This window comes from Chitinimonas naiadis, assembly GCF_054780835.1.
Genome location: NZ_BAAGVO010000002.1, coordinates 380,751 through 402,779 on the forward strand (window position 1 = coordinate 380,751; position 22,029 = coordinate 402,779).

At 63.8% G+C, this 22,029-nt stretch carries 17 protein-coding genes; 9 read left to right on the forward strand and 8 right to left on the reverse strand.

From position 1 onward, the window contains the following. Nucleotides 1-167: 167 nt before the first annotated feature. The 3 genes from xylF to xylA form a co-directional block, all read right to left on the reverse strand. Nucleotides 168-1,181, reverse strand: a complete 1,014-nt coding sequence (gene xylF / locus ACYVHK_RS04095; RefSeq protein WP_460527879.1) for a D-xylose ABC transporter substrate-binding protein — start codon at nt 1,179-1,181, stop codon at nt 168-170. Nucleotides 1,182-1,425: 244 nt separating this feature from the next. Next, the gene (gene xylB / locus ACYVHK_RS04100) at nt 1,426-2,907 is read right to left on the reverse strand and encodes a xylulokinase (RefSeq protein ID WP_460527881.1); all 1,482 of its coding nucleotides are present in this window, start codon (nt 2,905-2,907) and stop codon (nt 1,426-1,428) included. A 276-nt stretch (nt 2,908-3,183) separates the two neighbouring features. Continuing rightward, nucleotides 3,184-4,500 carry a xylose isomerase gene (xylA, locus tag ACYVHK_RS04105; protein WP_460527883.1) on the reverse strand — a complete coding sequence of 439 codons (1,317 nt, stop codon included), beginning with the start codon at nt 4,498-4,500 and terminating at the stop codon, nt 3,184-3,186. Nucleotides 4,501-4,683: 183 nt separating this feature from the next. Between xylA and ACYVHK_RS04110 the strand changes: the two genes are divergently transcribed. Together ACYVHK_RS04110 and ACYVHK_RS04115 are read left to right on the forward strand one after the other, a co-directional pair. Beyond that, nucleotides 4,684-5,910 (forward strand): XylR family transcriptional regulator, encoded by a 1,227-nt coding sequence (locus ACYVHK_RS04110; RefSeq protein WP_460527885.1) that lies wholly within the window; start codon nt 4,684-4,686, stop codon nt 5,908-5,910. Nucleotides 5,911-5,924: 14 nt separating this feature from the next. Beyond that, nucleotides 5,925-6,956 (forward strand): aldose epimerase family protein, encoded by a 1,032-nt coding sequence (locus tag ACYVHK_RS04115; RefSeq protein WP_460527887.1) that lies wholly within the window; start codon nt 5,925-5,927, stop codon nt 6,954-6,956. A gap of 114 nt (nt 6,957-7,070) precedes the next feature. Here the strand turns inward: ACYVHK_RS04115 and ribA are convergent, their stop codons facing one another. Continuing rightward, a complete protein-coding gene (gene ribA, locus ACYVHK_RS04120) occupies nt 7,071-7,700 on the reverse strand; it encodes a GTP cyclohydrolase II (RefSeq protein WP_460527889.1) in 630 nt (209 codons plus the stop codon). Nucleotides 7,701-7,864: 164 nt separating this feature from the next. Beyond that, on the reverse strand, nt 7,865-9,160 hold the full coding sequence (locus ACYVHK_RS04125) for a metal-dependent hydrolase family protein (RefSeq protein WP_460527891.1): 1,296 nt from the start codon (nt 9,158-9,160) through the stop codon (nt 7,865-7,867). Nucleotides 9,161-9,873: 713 nt separating this feature from the next. On the opposite strand from ACYVHK_RS04125, the gene ACYVHK_RS04130 reads away from it, so the two are divergent. The 6 genes from ACYVHK_RS04130 (at nt 9,874) to ACYVHK_RS04155 (ending at nt 16,873) form a co-directional block, all read left to right on the forward strand. Further along, a complete protein-coding gene (locus ACYVHK_RS04130) occupies nt 9,874-11,106 on the forward strand; it encodes an ABC transporter substrate-binding protein (protein WP_460527893.1) in 1,233 nt (410 codons plus the stop codon). A gap of 117 nt (nt 11,107-11,223) precedes the next feature. Next, the gene (locus ACYVHK_RS04135) at nt 11,224-12,093 is read left to right on the forward strand and encodes a branched-chain amino acid ABC transporter permease (RefSeq protein ID WP_460528351.1); all 870 of its coding nucleotides are present in this window, start codon (nt 11,224-11,226) and stop codon (nt 12,091-12,093) included. Nucleotides 12,094-12,095: 2 nt separating this feature from the next. Then, on the forward strand, nt 12,096-14,051 hold the full coding sequence (locus ACYVHK_RS04140; protein WP_460527895.1) for a branched-chain amino acid ABC transporter ATP-binding protein/permease: 1,956 nt from the start codon (nt 12,096-12,098) through the stop codon (nt 14,049-14,051). Then, nucleotides 14,048-14,776: an ABC transporter ATP-binding protein gene (locus ACYVHK_RS04145; protein WP_460527897.1), complete on the forward strand. Its 729-nt coding sequence runs from the start codon at nt 14,048-14,050 to the stop codon at nt 14,774-14,776. Before ACYVHK_RS04140 ends, ACYVHK_RS04145 begins: the two co-directional genes overlap by 4 nt. A gap of 74 nt (nt 14,777-14,850) precedes the next feature. After that, the gene (locus ACYVHK_RS04150) at nt 14,851-16,212 is read left to right on the forward strand and encodes a cache domain-containing protein (protein WP_460527899.1); all 1,362 of its coding nucleotides are present in this window, start codon (nt 14,851-14,853) and stop codon (nt 16,210-16,212) included. A gap of 10 nt (nt 16,213-16,222) precedes the next feature. Continuing rightward, nucleotides 16,223-16,873, forward strand: a complete 651-nt coding sequence (locus ACYVHK_RS04155; RefSeq protein WP_460527901.1) for a transcriptional regulator — start codon at nt 16,223-16,225, stop codon at nt 16,871-16,873. Here the strand turns inward: ACYVHK_RS04155 and ACYVHK_RS04160 are convergent. Beyond that, the gene (locus ACYVHK_RS04160; RefSeq protein ID WP_460527903.1) at nt 16,870-18,285 is read right to left on the reverse strand and encodes an aminotransferase-like domain-containing protein; all 1,416 of its coding nucleotides are present in this window, start codon (nt 18,283-18,285) and stop codon (nt 16,870-16,872) included. The genes ACYVHK_RS04155 and ACYVHK_RS04160 overlap by 4 nt on opposite strands. Before the next feature lie 120 nt (nt 18,286-18,405). Here ACYVHK_RS04160 and ccoG point away from each other — a divergent pair, with 120 nt between their 5' ends. Further along, nucleotides 18,406-19,848 carry a CcoG/RdxA/FixG family protein gene (gene ccoG, locus ACYVHK_RS04165; protein ID WP_460527905.1) on the forward strand — a complete coding sequence of 481 codons (1,443 nt, stop codon included), beginning with the start codon at nt 18,406-18,408 and terminating at the stop codon, nt 19,846-19,848. A gap of 15 nt (nt 19,849-19,863) precedes the next feature. Here the strand turns inward: ccoG and ACYVHK_RS04170 are convergent, their stop codons facing one another. Then, nucleotides 19,864-21,159 (reverse strand): cytochrome c, encoded by a 1,296-nt coding sequence (locus ACYVHK_RS04170; RefSeq protein ID WP_460527907.1) that lies wholly within the window; start codon nt 21,157-21,159, stop codon nt 19,864-19,866. After that, complete coding sequence (locus tag ACYVHK_RS04175) at nt 21,156-21,854, reverse strand: c-type cytochrome (protein ID WP_460527909.1); 699 nt, start codon at nt 21,852-21,854, stop codon at nt 21,156-21,158. The genes ACYVHK_RS04170 and ACYVHK_RS04175 overlap by 4 nt, the downstream gene beginning before the upstream one ends. Nucleotides 21,855-22,029: the final 175 nt, after the last annotated feature.

Genomic DNA, 22,029 nt, shown 5'->3' on the forward strand with positions numbered 1-22,029 from the left:
GAGGCTGCCAGAGTTCTTGGCGAGCACCGCGAGCCTAGAACCTGTGCGTGCAGAGCTCGGGGGGAGTGGACTTAATCAGCAGATAACACGGTGATTTTCCGTTGCACTGAAGCGACCGGCTGTGCCGGTCGGAGAACTGCCGTAACAGTTCTCCACCGAACGTCTTATTACTTCGCGGCTATTTGAGCCTGGGTATAGAAGCCATCCTTGACCAGCAGGTCCACGTTTTCACGGGTCAGCGGTGTCGGCTTGAGCAGCACGGTCGGCACCTTCTTCAGGCCGTTGTCGTACTCCGAGTTGTACCCCGGCTTCTCGCTGCGGGCCAGTTGTACCGAGAGCTTGGCCGCTTCGGAGGCAATCAGCTTCAAGGGCTTGTACACCGTCATCGCCTGCGTGCCGGCAATCACCCGCTTCACGGCGGCGAGGTCGGCATCCTGGCCCGATACCGGCACCTTGCCGGCCAGTTTCTGCGCAGCCAGCGCCTGGATCGCACCACCGGCCGTACCGTCGTTCGAGGCGACAATGGCATCGATCTTGTTGCCATTGGCCGTCAGGGCGTTTTCAACAATGCTCAGCGCCTCGGTCGGGTTCCAGTCCTTGACCCATTGCTGGCCGACAATCTTGATGTCGCCACGGTCCACATAGGGCTTCAGCACCTTCAACTGGCCTTCACGCAGCATCTTGGCGTTGTTGTCGGTGGGCGAGCCACCGAGCAGGTAGAAATTGCCCTTGGACCTGGCCTTGACCACGCCCTCGGCCTGCATCTCGCCGACCTTCTCGTTGTCGAAGGAGATATAGGCGTCCACGTCGGCGTTCAGGATCAGCCGGTCGTAGGACACGACCTTGATGCCGGCCTTCTTGGCTTCCTTGATGGTATTGCCGAGCACGGTGGCGTTGAACGGCACGATCACGATCACATCCACGCCGCGCGAGATCAGGTTCTCGATCTGGGCGATCTGGCGCTGTTCGCTGGCGTCGGCCGATTGCACGAACACCTTGGCACCAAGTTTCTCGGCCGCACCGACAAAGAAGTCACGGTCACGCGCCCAGCGCTCGACACGCAGGTCGTCGATCGAGAAGCCGATCTTGGGGTTGGCCGCATCGGCCATGGCCGGGGCGGTGATCAGGGCAAAGCTCGCCGCAAGGGCGCTGAACAAAACGGTCTTCAACTGCTTTTTCATTTGTCTCTCCTTATGAGTGGAACCACGCTTTGCTACACGGCCGTAGCCGTCTGAAGGGTGCTTCCAGAAGCCTCAGTTTCTAAGTGAGGCAAGGCGCGAGTGGAAAATTTCTACGCAGCATATAGTTGATATGTAAGGAGAAATTTTTCACGAGCAACGCAGCATCACAACGAAAGTGTGGTTTCTGGAAATACCCTTAACCATGCCGCGTTAGAGCGGCACCGAATTCATCTGGGCTTGGATATCAAGCTGCCATCCCCTCGTACAAGGGTTGCAATTGCCGGTACAAGGCCTGGAAAACCGGGCGCCGCCGGGTCTGGTAGTAGGTGTGTCGCGCTGCGTCCGGGGTGTGTACCGCCAACGCCTCAGGCACCGGGCAGACCTCGGTGATGGTGCCGCCGCCCATGGCCAGCCGGGCCAGGCGGGCTGCACCCAGTGCGGGGCCGACCTCGCCACCGGTGCGTCGTATCAGGGTACGGCCGCTGATATCGGCCAGCATCTGCACCCAGTAGGCGCTGCGCGAGCCACCGCCGATCACGGTGATGGTCTGCGGCGTCAGGCCGCTGGCCTCCAGCGCGTCCATCCCATCCAGCAGGCCAAGGCCCACGCCTTCCAGCGTGGCACGGGCAAGTTCCGCCCTGCCGGTCGTGGCGGTCAGGCCAAAGAAGCCACCGCTGGCTTTGGGGTTGTTATGGGGCGTGCGCTCGCCACTGAGGTAGGGCAGAAAGAAAGGCGTACTGTCGGAGACGACCGCCTGCTCGGCATCGGCCAGCAGGGCAGCGACATCCGGGTAGCCGGTAAGGCCGGCGGTAAAGTCCAGGCAGGTCGCGGCCGACAGCATCACCGACATCAGGTGCCAGGTCTCCGGCAGGGCATGGCAGAAACTGTGCACGGCGCCGGCCGGATTGCTGCGATAGCCATCGGCGGCGGCAAAGTACACGCCCGATGTCCCGAGCGAGAGCATGGCCTGCCCGGCGTTGACGATCCCCACGCCGATCGCACCGGCGGCGTTGTCGCTGGCACCGGCAACGAGCGGGATGGTGCCCAGTCCCCAGCGTTGGGCCAGTTCGGGCAGGAGGCTGCCGGTGATGGCCGTGCCTTCGTACAGCCGTGGCATCTGGCTGCGGGATAGACCGGTCGCGTCCAGCAGCGCATCGCTCCAGTCGCGCCGGGCCACATCCAGCCACAGCGTGCCTGCGGCGTCGGACATATCGCTGGCATAGTCGCCACTCAGGCGGTAGCGCAGGTAGTCCTTGGGCAGCAGCACCTTGGCGATGCGCCGGAACACATCGGGCTCATGCCGCGCCAGCCACAGGAGCTTGGGGGCGGTGAAGCCGGGCATCATCAGGTTGCCGGTAATTTGCCGCGCAGCCGGTACCCGTGCTTCCAGCTCGGCACACTCCGCATGGGCGCGGCCGTCGTTCCACAGTATGGCCGGGCGCAGTACCAAGCCTGCGGCATCCAGCACCGTCGCGCCATGCATCTGCCCAGTCAGGCCGATCGCCTCGATTGCCGCCGGGTCCAGCCCCGAGGTCCGCGCCTGACGGATCAGGTTCTCCATTGCCACGTCGCAAGCCTGCCACCAGTCGGCCGGGTCCTGCTCGCTCCACAAGGCGTGAGGCCGGCTCACGGTAAGCGGCGCCGTGGCGCTGGCCACCACCTGGCCAGTGCGGTCGAGCAGGATGGCCTTGAGGCCGGAAGTACCGAGGTCGATGCCGATATACATGCTGTGTCTGTCTGTCAGTATTCAGTTGGGCTTGCTGCCTAGCTTCCAGCGCGGCCGTCCAGCTCGCAAGGCGGTAAACCACCGGACTCGCTCATGTTTTTTGGCTGTGCAGTGCAGCAAAGTCTTCCGTATCTCGTGCTTAAAAAGCGCCCGGCGCTAAGGAGGTCCCTTAAGCCGGGCGTTGTAGTTGTCAGCGAGGCTGACGGAACGAAGTGCACCTGCGCTTTGGCGTCAATCCGGCACCCGGGCACAGCCCATGGGGGCCGGGGGCGACGATCAGCCGTAGATCGCGCGGTTGACGATGTTCTCGAGTCGCTCCTGCCGGCCGCTGACGGCCTGCGGCTGCAGGTCGCGCTGGATGGCAAGCTGGGCGATATCCTGCAGCGACAACTGGCCCGCCAGGATCTGCTTGCCGAGGTCGGCGTCCCAACCGGCGTAGCGTTGTGTCTTGAATTGCGCCAGCTGGTCGTGCTCCACCATGCGGGCGGCGCGCTCCAGCGACAGGGCCAGCGCATCCATGGCACCGACATGGCCATGGAACAGGTCCTCCGCATCCAGGCTCTGGCGGCGGACTTTGGCGTCGAAGTTGAAGCCGCCGTTGCCCAGGCCACCCGCCTTGAGGATTTCATACAAGGCCAGGGTCAGCTCTTCCACGCTGTTGGGGAACTGGTCGGTATCCCAGCCGTTCTGCGCATCACCCCGGTTGGCATCGATGCTGCCGAGTATCCCGAGCGATGCCGCCGTGGCGATCTCATGCTGGAAACTATGCCCGGCAAGCGTCGCGTGGTTGGCCTCGATATTGACCTTGATCTCCTTCTCCAGCCCGAACTGCTGCAGAAAGCCAAACACCGTGGCGCTGTCGTAGTCGTACTGGTGCTTGGTCGGTTCCTGCGGCTTGGGTTCGATCAGGATCGTGCCCTTGAAGCCGATCTTGTGCTTGTGCTCCACCACCATCTGCATGAAGCGGCCCAGTTGCTCGCGCTCGCGCTTCAGGTCGGTATTGAGCAGGGTGTCGTAGCCCTCCCGGCCGCCCCACAACACGTAGTTGGCCCCACCGAGCTGATGGGTGGCATTCAGCGCGCTGAACACCTGGGTGGCGGCGTAGGCAAAAACCTCGGGGTTGGGGTTGCTGGCGGCCCCGGCGGCGTAGCGCGGGTTGCTGAAGCAATTGGCCGTGCCCCACAGCAGGCGGATGCCGGTTGCTTCCTGCTTCTGGGCCAGCACTTCGACCATGGCGGCGAAGTTGTTGCGGTACTCGGCCAGGTTGCTGCCCTCGGGCGCCACGTCGGTATCGTGGAAGGTATAGAAGGGCGCGCCGAGGCGGCTGAAGAAATCGAAGGCGGCATCGGCCTTGGCGCGGGCCTGCACCATCGGCTCGGCCGGCGCGTGCCAGGGGCGCTGGAAGGTACCGGCACCGAACACGTCCGACCCCGGCCAGACAAAGGTGTGCCAGTAGCAGGCGGCAAAGCGCAGGTGTTCCTGCATGGTCTTGCCCAACACCACCTTCTCCGGGTTGTAGTGGCGGAACGCCAGGGCGGATTGGCTTTCCGGTCCTTCGTAGCGGATGGCGGGGATGGCATCGAAGTAAGACATGGGGTGCTTCCTTGGCGGTATGCAGTGGGTGAACTTGACCTGCATCGTGCCGCCAGGGCAGGGCGGTGAACAATTACGAAATCCGCCAGCCGCACTACTGATTCTTGTTGTTGCAGTCGCACATGGACTGCCTGGGCATAGAATGCGGTCATCCCGGCAGCAGACCGGTTGGAGACAAGTTTCATGAGCCGCGCACCGACCACGCACCGCATCGCCCTGCTGTTCAATGCCAACAAGATCTACGACCGCGAGATCATCACCGGCATCGGCGCCTACCTGAGCAGCACGCGGGTGGCGTGGGACCTGTTCCTGGAAGAAGACTTCCTCTGCCGGCTCGACGGCATCGAGCACTGGCAGGGCGACGGCATCATTGCCGATTTCGACGACCCGGCCGTCAGCGAAAGCCTGCGGCGCAGCCCGCTACCGGTGGTGGCCGTCGGCGGCTCCTACGAGAGCGAGCGGGATTACCCGCAGGGCCTGCCCTATGTCGCGACCGACAACTTCAAGCTGGTCCGCCTCGCTTACGATCACCTGATCGAAGCCGGCCTGCAACGCTTTGCGCTCTACAGCCTGCCCGAATCGCAAGGCAACCGCTGGGCGCAGGAGCGTGAGAAGGCCTTCCGCCGCCTGCTGGCGCGCGACGGTTTCCCGGTCGAGATCTACCAGGGCCTCGCCACCAGTGCACCGGGCTGGAACAGCACCGTCGAGCAACTCACTGCCTGGCTGCAAAGCCTGCCCAAGCCGGTCGGCATCATCGCGGTGACCGATGCCCGCGCCCGCCAATTGATGCAGGCCTGCCTGATGGCCGGTATCTCGGTCCCGCAGGAGGTCGCCCTGATCGGCATCGACAACGATCCGCTGGCCCGTACCCTGACCCGCATCCCGCTGAGTTCGGTGATCCAGGGGGCTGAAGAAATGGGCCGCACCGCCGCCCACCTGCTGCACCAGATGCTTGGCGGCGTGCGCCTGCCGGCCACCCGCATCCTGGTGCCACCGGTCGGCATCAATGTGCTGGCCTCCAGCAAGCACCAGGCGCTTAACAGCCCCTATGTCATGCGGGCGCGGCACTACATCCGCCAGTACGCCTGCCAGGGCATCAAGACCGAACAGGTGGCGGACTACGTCGGCGTCTCCCGCTCCTCGCTGGAAGGCTATTTCCGCCGTGAGCTGCACTGCACCGTCCACCAGGAAATCCTGCGTTTCAAGCTCGACAACGCCCGTGCGCTGCTGGCCGACCATACGCTCAGCAGTGCCGAAATCGCCATCCGCTGCGGCTTTACCTCGCCGCAGTACATGCATGCCGTGTTCAAGCGCGAACTCGGCTGCACCCCGCGTGAATACCATGAGCGCCTGCAGGCCGAGTCCGGCCGGCAGGCACTGCGCACCACCCCGGCTGCACCGGCAGCCTAAGGAACCGCGAGTTTATGATCAGCTATCCCATCACCGCCCAGGCCTGGGGCCAGGACAGTCACCTCTACCAGCTACGCAACGCACAGGATATGCGGGTGCTGGTCAGCGACCTCGGCGCCACCCTGGTGTCCTGGTACGCACCGGACCGCTCCGGCCGGCTGACCGACATCTTGCTCGGCCATGCCGATCCGGCGGGCTACGAGGCCAACGGCCCTTACTTCGGCTCCCAGGTCGGCCGCTGGGCCAACCGCATCCGTGACGGCCGGTTCGAGCTCGACGGCGTGCCCTACCAGGTCGATCGCAACCAGGGCGGGCAACACCATCTGCACGGCGGCCATGCCGGTTTTCACCAGCAGCTGTGGCAGGCTACGGTCGAGGATGACACGCTCAAATTCACGCTGGTTTCACACGAGGGCGAGGCCGGCTTTCCCGGCACCTTGCGGGTGGAGCTACGCTATCGCCTGCAGGACGATGGCACCTTGCAGATGGACTATCAGGCCGTCAGCGACGCTCCGACGCCCGTCAGCCTGACCGCCCATCCCTATTTCAACCTCAACGGCGGCGAGGCAGACATCGGCGACCATCTGCTGCAGATCGATGCCGACCACTACCTGCAGGTCGACGACACGCTGATCCCGGTTGCCAGCAGCGCGGTCGCCGGCAGCGCCTTCGATTTTCGCCAACCAGCCCCCATCGGCGCCCGGCTGGCTTGGCCAGATGGACAGTTGGCCATCGCCGGCGGCTTCGATCACTGCTATTGCCTGAACGGCGGTACCCAGCCCCTACGCCCGGTGGCCAGGGTCTACGATCCTACCTCGGGCCGCGAGCTGACCGTCAGCACGACCGAGCCCGGCCTGCAGTTCTATAGCGGAAATTTTCTGGACGGCACCCAGGGCCGCCGCGACTATCGCGCCCACGACGGCTTCTGCCTGGAGGCGCAACGTTACCCGAATCAGGTCAACACCCCGGACGCCGAAGCCGCCATCCTGCGACCCGGCCAGGTCTACCGCCAGACCACCTCCTACCGCCTGGGCGTCAGAACCTAGCCGAATCGGGGGAGGGTGCCTGAACGAAGTCGTTACTACCTTCTGGTGGCTTGTCACTTCGGCCTCCCCCTTGCGGGGAGTAGCCGCGCGCTGCGATGCCCGTTGAACGCGTGCTCAGTCCTTAGGGTTCCGTGGCATCAGGTGACCCATACGGTCACGCTTGGTCTGCAGGTAGCGGGTGTTGTTGGCGTGCACCGCCGGCAGATGCGACTCACGTTGGGTGACGACGATGCCGGCCGATTCAATCGCCTCGATCTTGCGCGGGTTGTTGCTCATCAGACGGACAGCATGTACGCCCAGATCCTTGAGGATCGCAATGCCGGCGCTGTAGTCGCGGTCATCCACCGGCAGGCCCAGTTGCAGGTTGGCGTCGACGGTATCGAGGCCCTTGTCCTGCAGCGCATAGGCCTGGATCTTGTGGCCAAGGCCTATGCCGCGGCCCTCATGCCCGCGCAGATAGACCAATACGCCCAGGCCTTCCTTGGCAATTCGGCACAGCGCCGTATCGAGCTGCTCGCCACAGTCGCAGCGCTGCGAGCCCAGCGCGTCGCCAGTCAGGCATTCCGAATGCAGGCGCACCAGCAGCGGGGCGTCGGTCACCTCGCCCATGCACAGCGCCAGGTGCTCCACGCCGCGCTCGTCGCGATAAGCGTGGGTAATGAATTCACCATAGCGGGTGGGGAGTTTGGTGACGGCCAGCTTCTCAACGATATGGTTGGTGTATTCGTCTTGTGGCGTAGTCATGAGTGCGTTTCCCTGATGAAGATCGGGAGCTGCATAGGTATGAACATCCCCGACGAAACCCTTAGATATGGCCGCAGGTCTGGATTTCAAGCTTCAGCATAGCCCAGGGCCGGCACCTGGGTCGGGCAGATGCCCAACGGCGTTGCCGGCCTTGGCCAAGGGGGTCAGATCGGGCTGCCCAGCGGTTTGTTGACGTACACCACGCCACCCTTCATGACAAAGCGCACCCGTTGCAGCTCGGTGATGTCCTGCAAGGGGTCCCCGCCCACGGCGACCAGATCGGCAAACTTGCCCACCTCGATCGACCCCATCTCGCCCTCCTTGCCCAGCAGTTTGGCGGCTTCGATGGTGCCGGACTGGATGGACTGCAGCGGGCTCAGGCCCAGCTCGGTGTAGACCGCAAACTCCCCGGCATTGAGGCCATGCGGATAGACCGCCGAGTCGGTGCCCAGCGCCACCTTCACGCCGGCCTTGAACGCCTTGGCCACGTTCTTGCGGGCCTCCGGCATCACCAGCCTGGCCTTGGCCACCAGTGGCAGCGGGAACTTCAGCCGCTCGGCATTGGCCAGGAACCAGTTGCCCAGGAACAGGGTAGGGACCAGGTAGGTCCCGTGCTCCTTCATGAGCTTCATCGCCTCGTCGTCGATATAGGAACCATGCTCGATGGAGTCGACCCCCGCCAGTACGGCCAGCTTGATGCCGTCGCCACCATGCGCATGGGCGGCCACCTTGCGGCCCAGCCGGTGGGCTTCCTCGACGATGGCCTTCATCTCCTCCAGCCGGTACTGCGATGCCTTGGGATCGTCCCGGAACGACAGCACGCCGCCAGTCGAACAGATCTTGATCACATCGGCACCGTACTTGATGACCTCACGGGTCTTGCGCCGCACCGCGTCCACGCCGTCCGCCACGCCCTCACCGGTGATCTTGTACTCAGGGGCATGCATGGTGTCGTCACAGTGGCCGCCGGTAATGCCAAGCGCCGGGCCGGATGCCACCACGTGCGGGCCGGGGATGTCACCCGCGTCGATCGCATCGCGCAGGGCCACGTCGGCGTAACCGTTGGCGCCGACATTGCGTACGGCGGTAAAGCCGGCTTCCAGCGTCACCCGCGCATTGCGTGCACCTCTCAATGCCTCGCGCGGAACGGAGACCGCCACGGCCGAGTAGCCGATATCCTCCGGCGAGAAGGTCAGGTGGGTATGCATGTCGATAAAGCCCGGCAACAGGGTCATGCCGCCCAGGTCAATGATCTGCGTACCTTCACCCGCGATCAGGTCGCTGCCTATCGCCTTGATCCTGCCATCCTCGATCAGCACTGCTGCCTGTTGCAATACCTTGCCGGTACGTACATCCAGCAGCTTGCCGGTGCGCAGCATCACCGCTTTCGGTACACCGGCCTCGGCCCACGCCTGGGTCGCAAACAGCGCCAGCAAAAGGGTGGCCATCAGTTTTTTCATGCCTCGACTCCTCGATTTTATGGATATTGGTCTGGCGCCGTCGCGATCGCGGGACTGGCCATGCAGCGGCCCCCCGGGCCTGGTCGGAGACGGCTGCTGGATCATAGGTGGTTTTCGTGATGGCGCGCCGGGCTGGCTGCCAGAGGCCAAGATAGGCATGAAAAATTGTGGCTTCTGGGCCAAACTAGGCGGCGCGGAGTATTTACTCTAAGTAATATTGCGTAGGAGACAGCGCGTACTGTTGGGGATACCCACGGGCGCGTAGAAACATAAAGATGCGTGGGGATGCTCTGCAAAAGTATCGGGAGCCGCGATTGGGACAAAATCGGGATGAATGTCGGCACGCCAACCGGTGCCAAGGCTGGCCGCCTTGGCGCCGGTTGGTGGGACGATCAGGCGCCCGATTTTGCCCAAACCCCTAGGGGCGGGGCTGGACGGGCGGCCTGCGGCGTTGCGCCCCTTGGACGGACAGCCAGTCCGTCCTGCGGGAGCGGTGCCTTGCAGTCCATCCCGTCAAGCCGCCGCCGCGGCCCCGATACTTTTGCAGAGTTTCCCTAGGTCGCATCGACAATGGCTTAGCCATATAAAAACGAGGCAAGGCGATGCCGGTCCGGCAGGCCGACACAAGTTGGCCAGCATGCCGGAGCAGGCTTCCGTACCGTTCCCCGAACGGTCATTGCCCGCCACTACCACCACCAAAGAAGGAGCATTCCGTGAAATTCCAAGTCAAGTTGCTCGCCGCGATGATCGCCATGAGCGGTAGCGCATTCGCCGCAGACAGCATCAAGATCGCCCTCACTGGTCCGTTCAGCGGTGGCTCCGCCCCGATGGGTGTCTCCACCCGCGATGGCGCCAAGCTCGCCATCCAGGAAATCAACGCTGCCGGTGGCGTGTCGATCGGTGGCAAGAAGCTCACGATCGAGATCGTCGAGCGTGACGACGAAGCCAAGAACGAACGCGGTGCCCTGGTCGCCCAGGAAATCTCGTCCATGAACGACGTGGTGGCCGTGGTTGGTACCGCCAATACCGGCGTGGTGCTGGCGGGCGACAAGTTCTACCAGCAGGCCAAGAAGCTGCGCATCATCTCGGTGGCCGCCGGTACGGCCGCCATGGGCCAGTGGATCAAGGAAGGTAACGTCGTGCCCAAGGGCGAACTCTATATGTTCCGCTTCTCGGCCAATGACGGTGTGCAGTCCGAGACCATCCTGGAAGAAGCCATCAAGCGCCGTGGCCTGAAGAAAATCGCCATCCTGGCAGACGACACCAACTACGGTGTGTCCGGGCGCGATGACCTGCTGTCGCGCGTCAAGAACATGCCGGGCGTGGAAGTCGTGACGGTCGAGAAGTTCTCCATCGGTTCCAAGGACATGACGGCCCAGTTGCTCAAGGCCAAGATGTCCGGTGCACAAGGTTTGTTCGTGGTGGGTATCGGCCCTGAGTTGGCCGCCATCGCTACCGGCATGAACAAACTGGGCTTCAAGGTGCCGATGCTCGGTTCCTGGACCCTCTCCATGGGCAACTTCCTCGATAACGCCGGCCCCGCTGCCAACGGCGCCATGATGCCGCAGACCTTCATCCAGGAAGACTACACCCCGCGCGCCAAGACCTTCATCAAGAACTACCAGGCCGCCTACAAGGTAGACCGTATCCCCTCGCCGGTGTCCGCTGCCCAGGGCTACGACAGCATCAAGCTGCTGGCAGCCGCGCTGGAACAGGCCGGCAGCACCGACAGCAAGGCCGTGAAGGACGCGCTGGAAAACCTGCAGAAGCCGGTTGAAGGCGCCATCGCGAAGTGGGTCAAGCCCTACACCACCTGGGACCCGGCCCGCCCTGAAAGCCACGAAGCCTTCCGCAAGGATCGCGTGGTGGTCGGCGTGGTCAAGGATGGTCGCGTGACCTTCGCCAATGCCGAAGACAAGAAGCGCCTGGAACAGCTCGATCGTTGATTCCCTGACGAAAGACGCGGCGCACGCCTGAGGGCGTGTGTCGCGTTGCGTGCAACAGGCCTTGCTGCCTGAACGTATCCCCTGAACGTATCCATTAAGGAACTCATTGTGGATAGCATGATCATCGCCCAGATGTCGGTCTCGGGCGCAGCTATGGGCATGGCTTACGCCTTGATCGCCTATGGCTTCCAACTGACGTACGCCCCGTCCCGCAGCCTCAATTTCGGCCAGGCGGAATCCGTCATGATTTCGGCGTTCGTGGCGCTGTCCCTGATCGGGACCGGCATGCCCTACGCCCTGGCACTGGTACTCACCCTGGCCTTTGGTGCCTTGCTGGGTCTGGGGGTCGAACGCTTCGGCGTCCGCCTCGCCCTGCAGCAGAAGAACGAAGGCTGGATTTTGCTGACCATCATCCTGGGCCTGTTCGGCAGCTCGGTGGCAGAAAACATCTGGGGTCGCGACGACAAACCGCTGCCTACCCCCATCCCGACCGATCCGATCGCGATCGGTTCGATCTCGGTCACCTGGTTCGAAGTCACCATCGTCGTCGGTGCACTGCTGCTGATGGCGGTGATCGAGCTGTTCCGCCGCAAGACGCTGATGGGCAAGGCGGTCGATGCCGTCGCCGCCGATCCTGGCGTGGCGGAGCTGATGGGCATCCATTCTCAGCGTGCCGTTGCGCTGGCCTATGCCCTCTCGGGCGCGACCGCCGCCTTTGCCGGCATCCTGATCGCCCCCATCACCACCGTCGGCCCCACCATGGCGGCAGGCCTGATCCTCAAGTCCTTCAGCGTGGCCGTGGTGGCCGGTCTGGAATCGGGCTTCGGTGTGATCGTCGCCGGCGTGGTGCTGGGTGCGCTGGAAAGTCTGTCCAGCATCTATCTGGGTTCGGGCTGGCGTGAAGCGCCAGGCATCGTCCTCCTTATCGCTGTGCTTGCCCTGCGGCCCAATGGCCTGTTCGGCAAAGCCACCATCCGGAAGGTTTAATCATGGCCACGAAGATGACCAGTCAATCGGCCGCGCGTATCGCAGAGATCATCGCCCTGGTGGTGCTGGCGATACTGCCGCTGTTTATCGGCCACTCAGGCTACGGCATGGGCCTGATCACGCTCCTGACCATTTACGCCATCGCCCTGATCGGGCTGGACGCAACCGTCGGTTACCTCGGCCAGGTCAACCTGGCCCACGCCGGCATGATCGGCGTCGGTGCCTATGTCGCGGGTCTCGTCGTCGCCCATACCGGGCTAGGCATCATCCCCGCGCTGCTGGCGTCGGGTGTGGTGGGCCTGCTCTTGGGCGCCTTGCTGGCGTTTCCCGCCTTGCGGCTGGAAGGACCGCAGTTCGCGCTGGCGACGCTCTCCTTCGGTTCCCTGGCGGTACTCTGCCTCAACGAGATGGAATCCATCACCCTCGGCGCCCAGGGCCTGTCGGTCAACCGTCCGCCGCTGCCCGGTGGTATCCAGCTGACCGCTACCACCTTCTACTGGATCACGCTGGCCTTGCTGGCCATCCTCTGGTTCGCCTCCCGGCAATTGCTGGAAGGCCGCTGGGGTCGTGCCATCGCCGCGCTGCGCAATAGCCCGATCGCGACCGACGCCCTCGGCATCGGCGCCCTCAAGCACAAGGTACTGGCCTTCGCCTTCGGCTCCGCCCTGGGCGGCTTTGCCGGCGGCCTGTATGCCTTCAACCTGGGTTTCCTGCAGCCGCAGGCCTTTGGCTACGACCTCAGCGTCACCCTGCTGCTGGGCACCGTGCTCGGCGGCCGCAAGTCGGTCTGGGGCGCTCTGGTTGGCGCCATCCTGGTCGTGCTGCTGCCCAACCTGCTGTCCAACAAGCCGATCTTCCTGACCATCGCCGGCCTCGGCGCCTTGCTGGCCCTGGTGCACTTCATGCAGTCGGTCATGAAGCGCGAGATCACCTTCCAGAACACCGCACCGGTGGCGGCCATGGCCTTGCTGCTGGCGATCGGCGTGTTCACACACAACCTGGAAGACTGGCGCAAGGGCCTGTTCGCGCTGATGCTGTTCGCCGTCGTGGTCGGCCTGCCGGATGGCCTGATGGGTTTCATCGCCCACCAGTTGGCCCGCTTGCTGCGTCTCTCCGCTTCCGTGCAGGCGGTGCCTACCGCGCTGGACGACGTCCTGCCGGTACGGCATAGCCAGAGCGGCGCGGTGGTCGAGGTAAAGGACGCCAAGCTGCACTTTGGTGGTGTGAAGGCCGTGGACGGCGTCACGCTCTCGCTGCAGCAGGGTGAGGCACTGGCACTGATCGGCCCCAACGGCTCCGGCAAGTCCTCGCTGATCAACGTCATCTCCGGCCTGTACCGGCCCACGGCCGGTGAAGTCTGGCTGCGCTCGGCACGCATCTCCGGCAAGGGTCTGCTGGCGGCCAGCCAGCACGGCATCAGCCGCACCTTCCAGAACCTGCAGATCTTTGCCGACCTGACGGCCATCGAGAACGTCGCCATCGCCATGAAGGGCGCCTACCGCAAGCCCTGGTTGCTGGTGGCCATGGGCCTGGCCAACCAGGAAGACCGCAAGGCCATGCAGGACGCCCAGGCGCTGCTGCAACTGGTCGGCCTGCAGGACAAGGCCGGGGTGCTGGCCAGCGACCTGACCTACAGCGACCAGCGCTTCATGGAGATCGCGCGTGCCCTGGCGGCCAAGCCCGAGGTACTGATCCTCGACGAACCCGCCGCCGGCATGTCCAAGCCCGATGTCGAAAGGCTGAAGGGCGTGATCACCGCCATCAAGGCGCGCGGCATCAGCATCATCCTGATCGAACACCATCTGGACGTGGTCGCCGAACTGGCGGACCGGGTCATCGTGCTCGACGGTGGCAAGCAGATCGCAGCAGGCAGCGCGGCCGAGGTCCGCCGCAACCCGCAGGTGATCGAGGCCTATCTCGGCACATCGGCAAATCATCTGGCGGAGGCCGCAGCATGAGCATCGCATTGCAACTCGATGGCGTGAAGGCCGGCTATGGCCGCGCCGAGGTCCTGCACGGCATTTCCATCAAGGTCAACGAAGGCCAACTGGTCACCCTGATCGGCGCCAACGGCGCCGGCAAGACCACGCTGATGCGTGCCATCTCCGGCATGATCAAGCCCACGGCCGGCAGCGTGAGGCTGTCCAACCGCGAGATCCAGGCCGAGACGGCACCGCGCATCGTGCGCCTGGGCCTGGCGCACTGCCCGGAAGGCCGGCGGGTATTCGCCCCGCTGACGGTGGAGGACAACCTGCTGCTGGGGGCCTACCGCACGCTACCGGGTCTGTTCGGCTACAAGAAAAAGGCCGCGGTCGCCCTGTCCCGCATCTACGAACTGTTCCCCCGCCTCAAGGAACGACGCCTGCAGACCGCCGGCACGCTGTCCGGCGGTGAGCAGCAGATGCTGGCCATCGGCCGCGCGCTGATGTCCGAGCCGACAGTCCTGTTGCTGGACGAACCCTCGATGGGCCTCGCACCGGTGATGGTCGACGTGGTGGTGGATGCCATCCGCACCCTGCGCCAGCAAGGCGTCACCATGGTGCTGGTGGAACAGTTCGCCCAGACCGCATTGTCGCTCGCAGACTACGCCTATGTGGTAGAACGCGGCAGCATCGCGCTGGAAGGCAAGGCGGACGAAGTACGCGAGAACAAGGCCGTCGTCGCGGCCTATCTCGGCACCTGACCAAACCGGGTCTGGCCGGCCCGCCGTGGCCGGCCAGCGATGCGCAACCCATCAACTCGTCCAGGCACCGCGGCATGCGCATCAAGTACAAGATGGCCCTCCTGACCCTGCTACCCATGCTGGTCGTGATCGGTGCCATCGCCCTCATCATCTTCAGCCAGGAAAAAGAGCTCGCCAAGCTGCAGACGCGCGTGCTCGAAGAAAGCCTGCTCGAATCCAAGCGCGCCGAGATCAAGGACTACGTCTCCCTCGCCCGCACCTCCATCGACCTGCTCTACGCTTCCGGCCGCAACGACGACGCCACCAAGGAACAGGTCAAGGCCATCCTGCGCACCATGAACTTCGGCCAGGACGGCTATTTCTTCGTCTACGACACCCAGGGCCTCTGCCTCGTCCACCCGCGCCAGACCGAACTCGAAGGCCGCCAGATGTGGAACAAGCGGGACCCGACCGGCTTCCCCGTCATCCAGAAACTGATCGAATCCGCCCAGGCCGGCGGCGGCTTCCAGCGCTACCTCTGGATCAAGCCCACCAGCGGCAAGGAGACCGACAAACTGGCATATGCCATTGTCCTGGAGCGTTGGGGCTGGATGATGGGTACCGGGATTTACCTCGACGACGTGGCAGAAGCCAAAGCAAAAATCAGCCAGGAAAGCGAAAAACGCATCCACGGCGTCATGCGCAGCCTCGCCGCCACCGCCGTCCTGGCGATCCTCATCGTCGTCGCATTCGGCGTTGCGGTGAATTTGAGCGAACAACGCCTGGCCGACGCCAAACTCACCGCCATGGCCCGCCGCGTCGTGACCTCACAAGAAGACGAAAGAACACGCGTCGCACGCGAGCTGCACGACGGCATCAGCCAGCAGCTCGTCTCCACCAAGTACCAGATCGAGCTGGCCCAGCTCCAGTTGCCAGACGAGTCCGGCAACCAGGCCGCCCAGGCAGCGCTGGAAAAAGGCCTGAACGGCCTGGGCGACACGATAGCCGAGATAAGGCGCATCTCCCACGACCTGCGCTCTTCCCTGCTCGACAACCTGGGCCTGCCGGCAGCGCTGGGCCAACTGGCCAACGATGTCGCAGCTCACACCGGCATCGAGGTCAAGGTGGATGTCTCGCGTTGCCAGCACAAGGTGCCGGATACCCCGGCCATCACCTTGTTCCGCATCGCCCAGGAAGGGCTGACCAATATCGTCAAGCATGCAGCGGCGCGGCATGTGGAGGTTCTGCTCAGCAGCGACCGCAAGAGCGTGGCGCTGACCATTACCGACGACGGTCGCGGCTTTGCGCCGGACGTGGAAACCTATAGCCAGCCGGCCGGCATCGGCCTGCGCAATATGCGGGAGCGGGCCGAGCTTGAAGGTGGCACGCTGCATATCGTCTCGCAGCCGGGCCATACCGTGCTGCTGGCCAGCTTACCCTTGAACGATCTCGCCTGAGGTAGCAACCATGAGTCAAGAAACGGCAGACCCACAAGGCAAGAAGATCCGCATCATCCTGGTGGACGACCATCCCTTGGTCCGCGATGGCCTGCGCGGTGGTTTAGGTTCCGTTCCCGGCTTCGAGGTGATCGGTGAGGCAGGCAGTGGCGAGGAGGGGGCCGAGCTGGCCGAGCGCTTGCGGCCGGACGTCGCGCTGGTCGATATCAGCCTCAAGGACAAGGAGTTCGGCGGCATCCGCCTGACGGCGCGCCTGCGGGAGATTTCACCGGTCACCAAGATCGTGATCCTGACCATGCACGACGACAGCGAGTACGTGATCAGCGCCATGCGCGCGGGTGCCCACGGCTATGTGCTGAAGGACGCCGGCCTGCCGGAAATTATCGCCGCGGTGGACGCCGTGACCAAAGGCGGTGCCTTCTACAGTGCATCCATCGCCCGCTTGCTGATCCATGAACCGGCCGTGGAGCAGACGCTGACCCAGCGTGAGCATGAGGTGCTGGTGCTGCTGGCCAAGGGGCATAGCAACAAGCGTATTGCGCAGGAGCTTGATGTGGGCGTCCGTACAGTGGAGACCCACCGGCTCAATCTGCGGCGCAAGCTGGATATCGATACGCCGGCCGGGCTGGTGAAGTACGCCATCGACAAGGGCTGGATCTAGCAACTTAGTTGTTTTGCCAGCCCGCCCAATCTGCTCATGCCATCTTCGAACGCCGGGCTCCAGGGTGAGCCGTAGTTCAGACGCAGGCAGTGCCGGTACTGGCGGCTGGCCGAGAAGATGGGGCCGGGCGCGATACTGATACCAGCCTCCGCCGCAAGCGCATGGAGCTTGAGCGTATCGAAGCCGACTGGAAACTCCACCCACAGGAAGTAACCGCCACCGGGACGCGAGACGCGTATCCCCTCCGGAAAATGGCGTACCAGCGCATCCCCCAGTTGGACCCGTTGTGATTCCAGTGCATGCCGCAGCTTGCGCAGATGTTTGTCGTAGCCGCCGTGCCGCAGATAGTCCGCAATCGCCACCTGGGCCGGCACGCTGGCAGAGAGTGTGGTCATGAGCTTCAGCCGTTCGATCTGCTGCCCGAACCGACCGGGCGCCACCCAGCCGATCCGGTAACCGGGCGCCAGCGTCTTGGAAAACGAGCTGCAATGCATGACCAGCCCCTGCTTGTCGAAAGCCTTGGCCGGCAGCGGCTGGTGATGGCCGAAATAGAGTTCGCCATACACGTCATCCTCGATCAGCGGAATCTCATGCCGTGCCAACAGCGCAACCAGCTCTTGCTTACGCGCCTCTGCCATGCTCACGCCCATGGGGTTCTGGAAAGTGGTCATGAACCAACAGGCTTTGACCGGATGCTTCTTCAGTGCCGTGGCCAGCTCGGCCAGGTCCAGGCCATCCTTGGGATGGACGGGGATTTCCAGCGCCCGCATCCCCAGTCGTTCCAAGGCCTGCGTGGCGGCATAGAAGCCGGGCGATTCGATGGCGATCAGGTCGCCAGGCTTGGCTACCGCGGTCAGACAAAGATTGAGCGCCTCTAGCGCACCGTTGGTGATGACGATCTGTTCCGCCGGCAGGGAGATGCCCTGGCCCAGATAACGCAGGGCGATCTGCTGGCGCAGTGCGGGATTGCCGGGCGGCAGGCTGGCGACCGTGTCCCAGGGGTCGATGAAGCGGGCGGTGGACGCGATCGAACGGGCCAGGCGAGGTAGCGGAAACAGCGTGGGGGCGGGGAAGGCGGAGCCCAGCGGCAGGATGTCGCGGTTCTGTACGGCACCCAGCACCGAGAACACCAGTTCGCTGATATCTACGGTGCTCGATACCCGCGGCGGCTGGCGATGGTCGGGTTCCGGCTGCATGGCGGCCCCGAGGCCAGCGACATAGTAGCCGGATCGTTCCCGAGCCCGGACCAGGCCGCGTTCCTCCAGCCGGTAGTAGGCCTGGAAGGCCGTGGCGGGACTGACACGATGCTGCGCCATCACCTTGCGTATCGAGGGCAGCTTGGTGCCAGGTGCCAGTTGGCCGCTACGTATGTCGGTGGCGATCAGTTCGGCGATCGCTTCATAGCGCTTCATGCGGCAAGCCCCTGTCTGAAGAAACTGATACCTAAAAACATCATTCTACTGATTCTGTAACCCATTGAGCGTTGAGGTCATGCTGCGAGGCATCCTCTTTCCTTCCCACTGGTGCTGCACATGAGCAAGAAACTGCAGGCGATCCCCATCCGCATCCTGCCGGCCGAACCGGTCGAGTACGAGCAGGCGTCGCTCTATGAGAAACAAAAGAAGCTCTATCCACGTTGGGTCAGTGGCTACTTCAACAACTGGCGGGTGTTCTGCGTATTCGCGACCCAGTTGTTCTTCTACGGTGTGCCCTGGCTGCAGGTGGATGGGCGGCAGGCCTTGCTGTTCGATCTGGCCCAGCGCAAGTTTTATGTCTTCGGCCTGATCCTGCTGCCGCAGGATCTGGTCTACCTGATGGCCCTGATGGTGATCTCCGCCTTCGGCCTGTTCCTGTGGACCACCATAGGTGGGCGGCTATGGTGTGGTTACAGCTGTCCGCAGACGGTCTATACCCAGATGTTTCTCTGGATAGAACACTGGGTGGAGGGCGACAGGGCCAAGCGCATCAAACTGGACCAGCAGGCCCTCACGCCACACAAGTTCGGCCGTAAGGCACTCAAGCACAGCCTCTGGATAGCCTTGTCGCTCTGGACCGGCTTCACCTTCGTCGGCTACTTCGTCCCCATGCACGAGCTGGCACTTTCCACCCTGCAGCTCACCGTGGGCGGTTGGACTACCTTCTGGATAGTGTTCTATGCCTTTGCCACCTATGGCAACGCCGGCTGGCTACGGGAGCAGGTCTGCAAATACATGTGCCCCTATGCGCGCTTCCAGAGCGCGATGTTCGATGCCGATACCCTGGTCATCAGCTACGACGCCGCCCGCGGGGAGTCGCGTGGTCGTCGTAGTCGCCATGAGGATTATCAGGCGAAGGGCCTGGGTGACTGTGTCGACTGCCAGGTCTGCGTTCAGGTCTGCCCGGTCGGCATCGATATCCGCGATGGCCTGCAGTATGAATGCATCGGCTGTGCGGCCTGTATCGATGCCTGCGACGACATCATGGACAAGATGGATTATCCGCGCGGCTTGATCCGGTACACCACCCAGAATGCGCTCGATCAGGTCTATCCGGAAACGGCGTTCTGGTCACGCCTGCAGCGGCCTCGGGTGGTGCTCTACGGCCTGGTGTTTGTCGCCGTACTGTCTGCCGTGGGATGGGCATTCGCCGTGCGGCAGCCTGTCTTTGCCAGCATCAGCCGGGATCGTGGCGTGATGGCGCGGGAGACGGACGATGGCCTGATCGAGAATGTCTACGTGCTGCAACTGGACAACGCCGATCGACTGCCGCATCGCTATGTCCTGAACGTGGCCGAGCTGGAAGGTGGGCAGGTGCAGGTGGATGGCGGCAACCCGGTTGTGCTGGCTGCTGAGGAAAGCCGCAAGCTGACCTTGCGGGTCCGGGCACCAGTCGGGCATGTTCGGGGCGGCAGCAGCAAGTTCGTGCTGACGGTCGCGGCGCAAGACCAGCCCGATCTCGGCATCCGGGAGCGGGCGGTCTTTCTCTGGCCGCGTTGAGCGGTGGCCGGTGGGCTAATCCACCGGCACCGACCGATATCGCTCCACGGTCAGCGGTGACACCATCTCACCCTGGTTGCCCCAGGCGATTCGGATATAGGACACCACGGCGGCAACCTCCTTGTCGTTCAGGCTGGGGCCGAAGGGCGGCATCCCGTAGGGACGCGGGTTGCCCTTGGTGCCGGGTGGAAAGCCGCCATTGAGCACAATGCGGACCGGGTTCACCGCATTGCTGACCAGCAGCGAACGATTGCCAGCCAAGGGGGGATAGGCGGGTGGTGCGCCTTCTCCCCGGGCGCCGTGGCAGCTCAGGCAGTTGTCGCGATACAGGCGCAGCCCCAGTGCCAGCATCGGCAGCCGTTCATGATCCGGCAAGGCGGTGTTGTCCGATGCGGCGAGCGCGTCGCTTTGCGGCAGCGACTTCAGGTAGATCGCCATGGCCCGGACGTCTGTTTCCTCCAGGTGCTGCAGGCTCTGGTAGACCACCTCTGCCATCGGGCCGAATACCGCATGGCGGTTTGAAACGCCGGTATGCAGCAGGGAGACCAGTTCATCGGTATCGGTGGCCGGCAGATTGGCCTCATTCTGTGCCGTCAGCGAGGGGGCATACCAATCCTGGATGGGGATCAGCCCGCCTGCCAGCTCCCGCCGTGGATCACTGCCGCCTAGCCGGTTGCGGCTGGTATGGCAGGCGCCACAATGCCCCAGGCCCTGAACCAGGTAGGCGCCACGGTTCCATTGCGTATCGTGCTCCGGAGCCGGTTGATAGCTGCCGGGCCGGAAGTACAGGGCCTGCCAGATGCGCAGCAGGCCGCGCTGGTCATAGGGGAAGCGCAGGTCGTGGTCCGGGTTGGCTTGCTCTACCGCAGGGATCGAGCGCAGGTAGGCAAACAGCGCATCCGCATCCTCACGCGTGACCTTGGTGTAGTTCGGATAGGGAAAGGCCGGGTACAGGAAGCGACCAGCCTTGCCGCGCCCGTAGTGCAAGGCGTGCCAGAAGTCATCGGCGCTCCAGTTGCCCATGCCGGTCCGGGTAGCGGGCGTGATATTGGGGGTGACGAAGCTACCGTAGGCGGTTTGTATGGTCCGACCACCGGCATAAGGTTGGCCACCCCGTGCGGTGTGGCAAGCCAGGCAGTCGCCGGCCGTCGCCAGATAACGGCCGCGGGCGATCTGCGCGCTGTCCGCCGGCGGCTGGGGCCGGCCCAAGGGCTCGACCTGCCACCCTGGTAACCAGAGCCAAAGCATCGTCAGGATGGCGGCCCCCAACAGCAGTCCGGACCAGGCAAGATGGCGTCGTGTTCGCGTCATTGCGGCATGCTCCCGCAGGCCAGTGGCAGGGGACCTGCGGGTCTGTCTGCTGGCATGGTGTTGGCGGGGACGGTCTGGGCCGCCAGCCAGGTGGAGATCATCACCAGGTCGTCCTGGCTCAGTCGCTGGGCAATCTGTCCCATGCAGTCCGGCAAGGTCGCGTGGCGCTGGCCGTTCTTCCAGTTATTGAACTGGGCGTAGAGATAATCCCTGGGTAGGCCCAGCAAGCCTGGTACGGCGGGCTGCACCCCCGTCAAAGCAGTGCCGTGGCAGGCTATGCAGGCGGGTATCTGCTTGCTGGCGTCGCCGGAGCGTACCAACTGCTCGCCACGCTTCATGGTGCTTTGGTCGAGATGATTGGTCTGTGGGGCGGGGTAGGGCGGATGCTGGTCGGCGAAGTACTGGGCGATCTCGCGCAGATAGGCCTCGGGCAGGTTGCGCACCATGTAGGCCATGGTGGGGTTGCTGCGACGGCCATCCCGAAAATGCAGCAACTGGTTGTACAGATAGCCCGCCGGTTTGCCAGCGATGCGTGGGTAGTAGCCATCACTGGTCGCGCGGCCTTGGTCGCCGTGGCAGGCCATGCAGGCCTTGACGCGCTGGGCCAGGGTATCCTGGGCTGGTGCCGCCGCAATCCATAGGGGCAGGGCTGCCAGACTGGCCAGCAGTGGCAAATACCTGATCTTGCGGCTCATGCCCATATTCCAGTTCCTATGCCTATCCGGGGATGGCGGTCAGTGTGCCTCGGCGGTGTATCGCCCAGCAGTATCAGTTGTGGCTGAGTTCCCGGTATCAGATTAGCCGCTAAGGGTTGGGCAATGGCGAAAAAGAAAAAGGCGGGCATGTTCTGCCCGCCTTTTCATCCTGCTT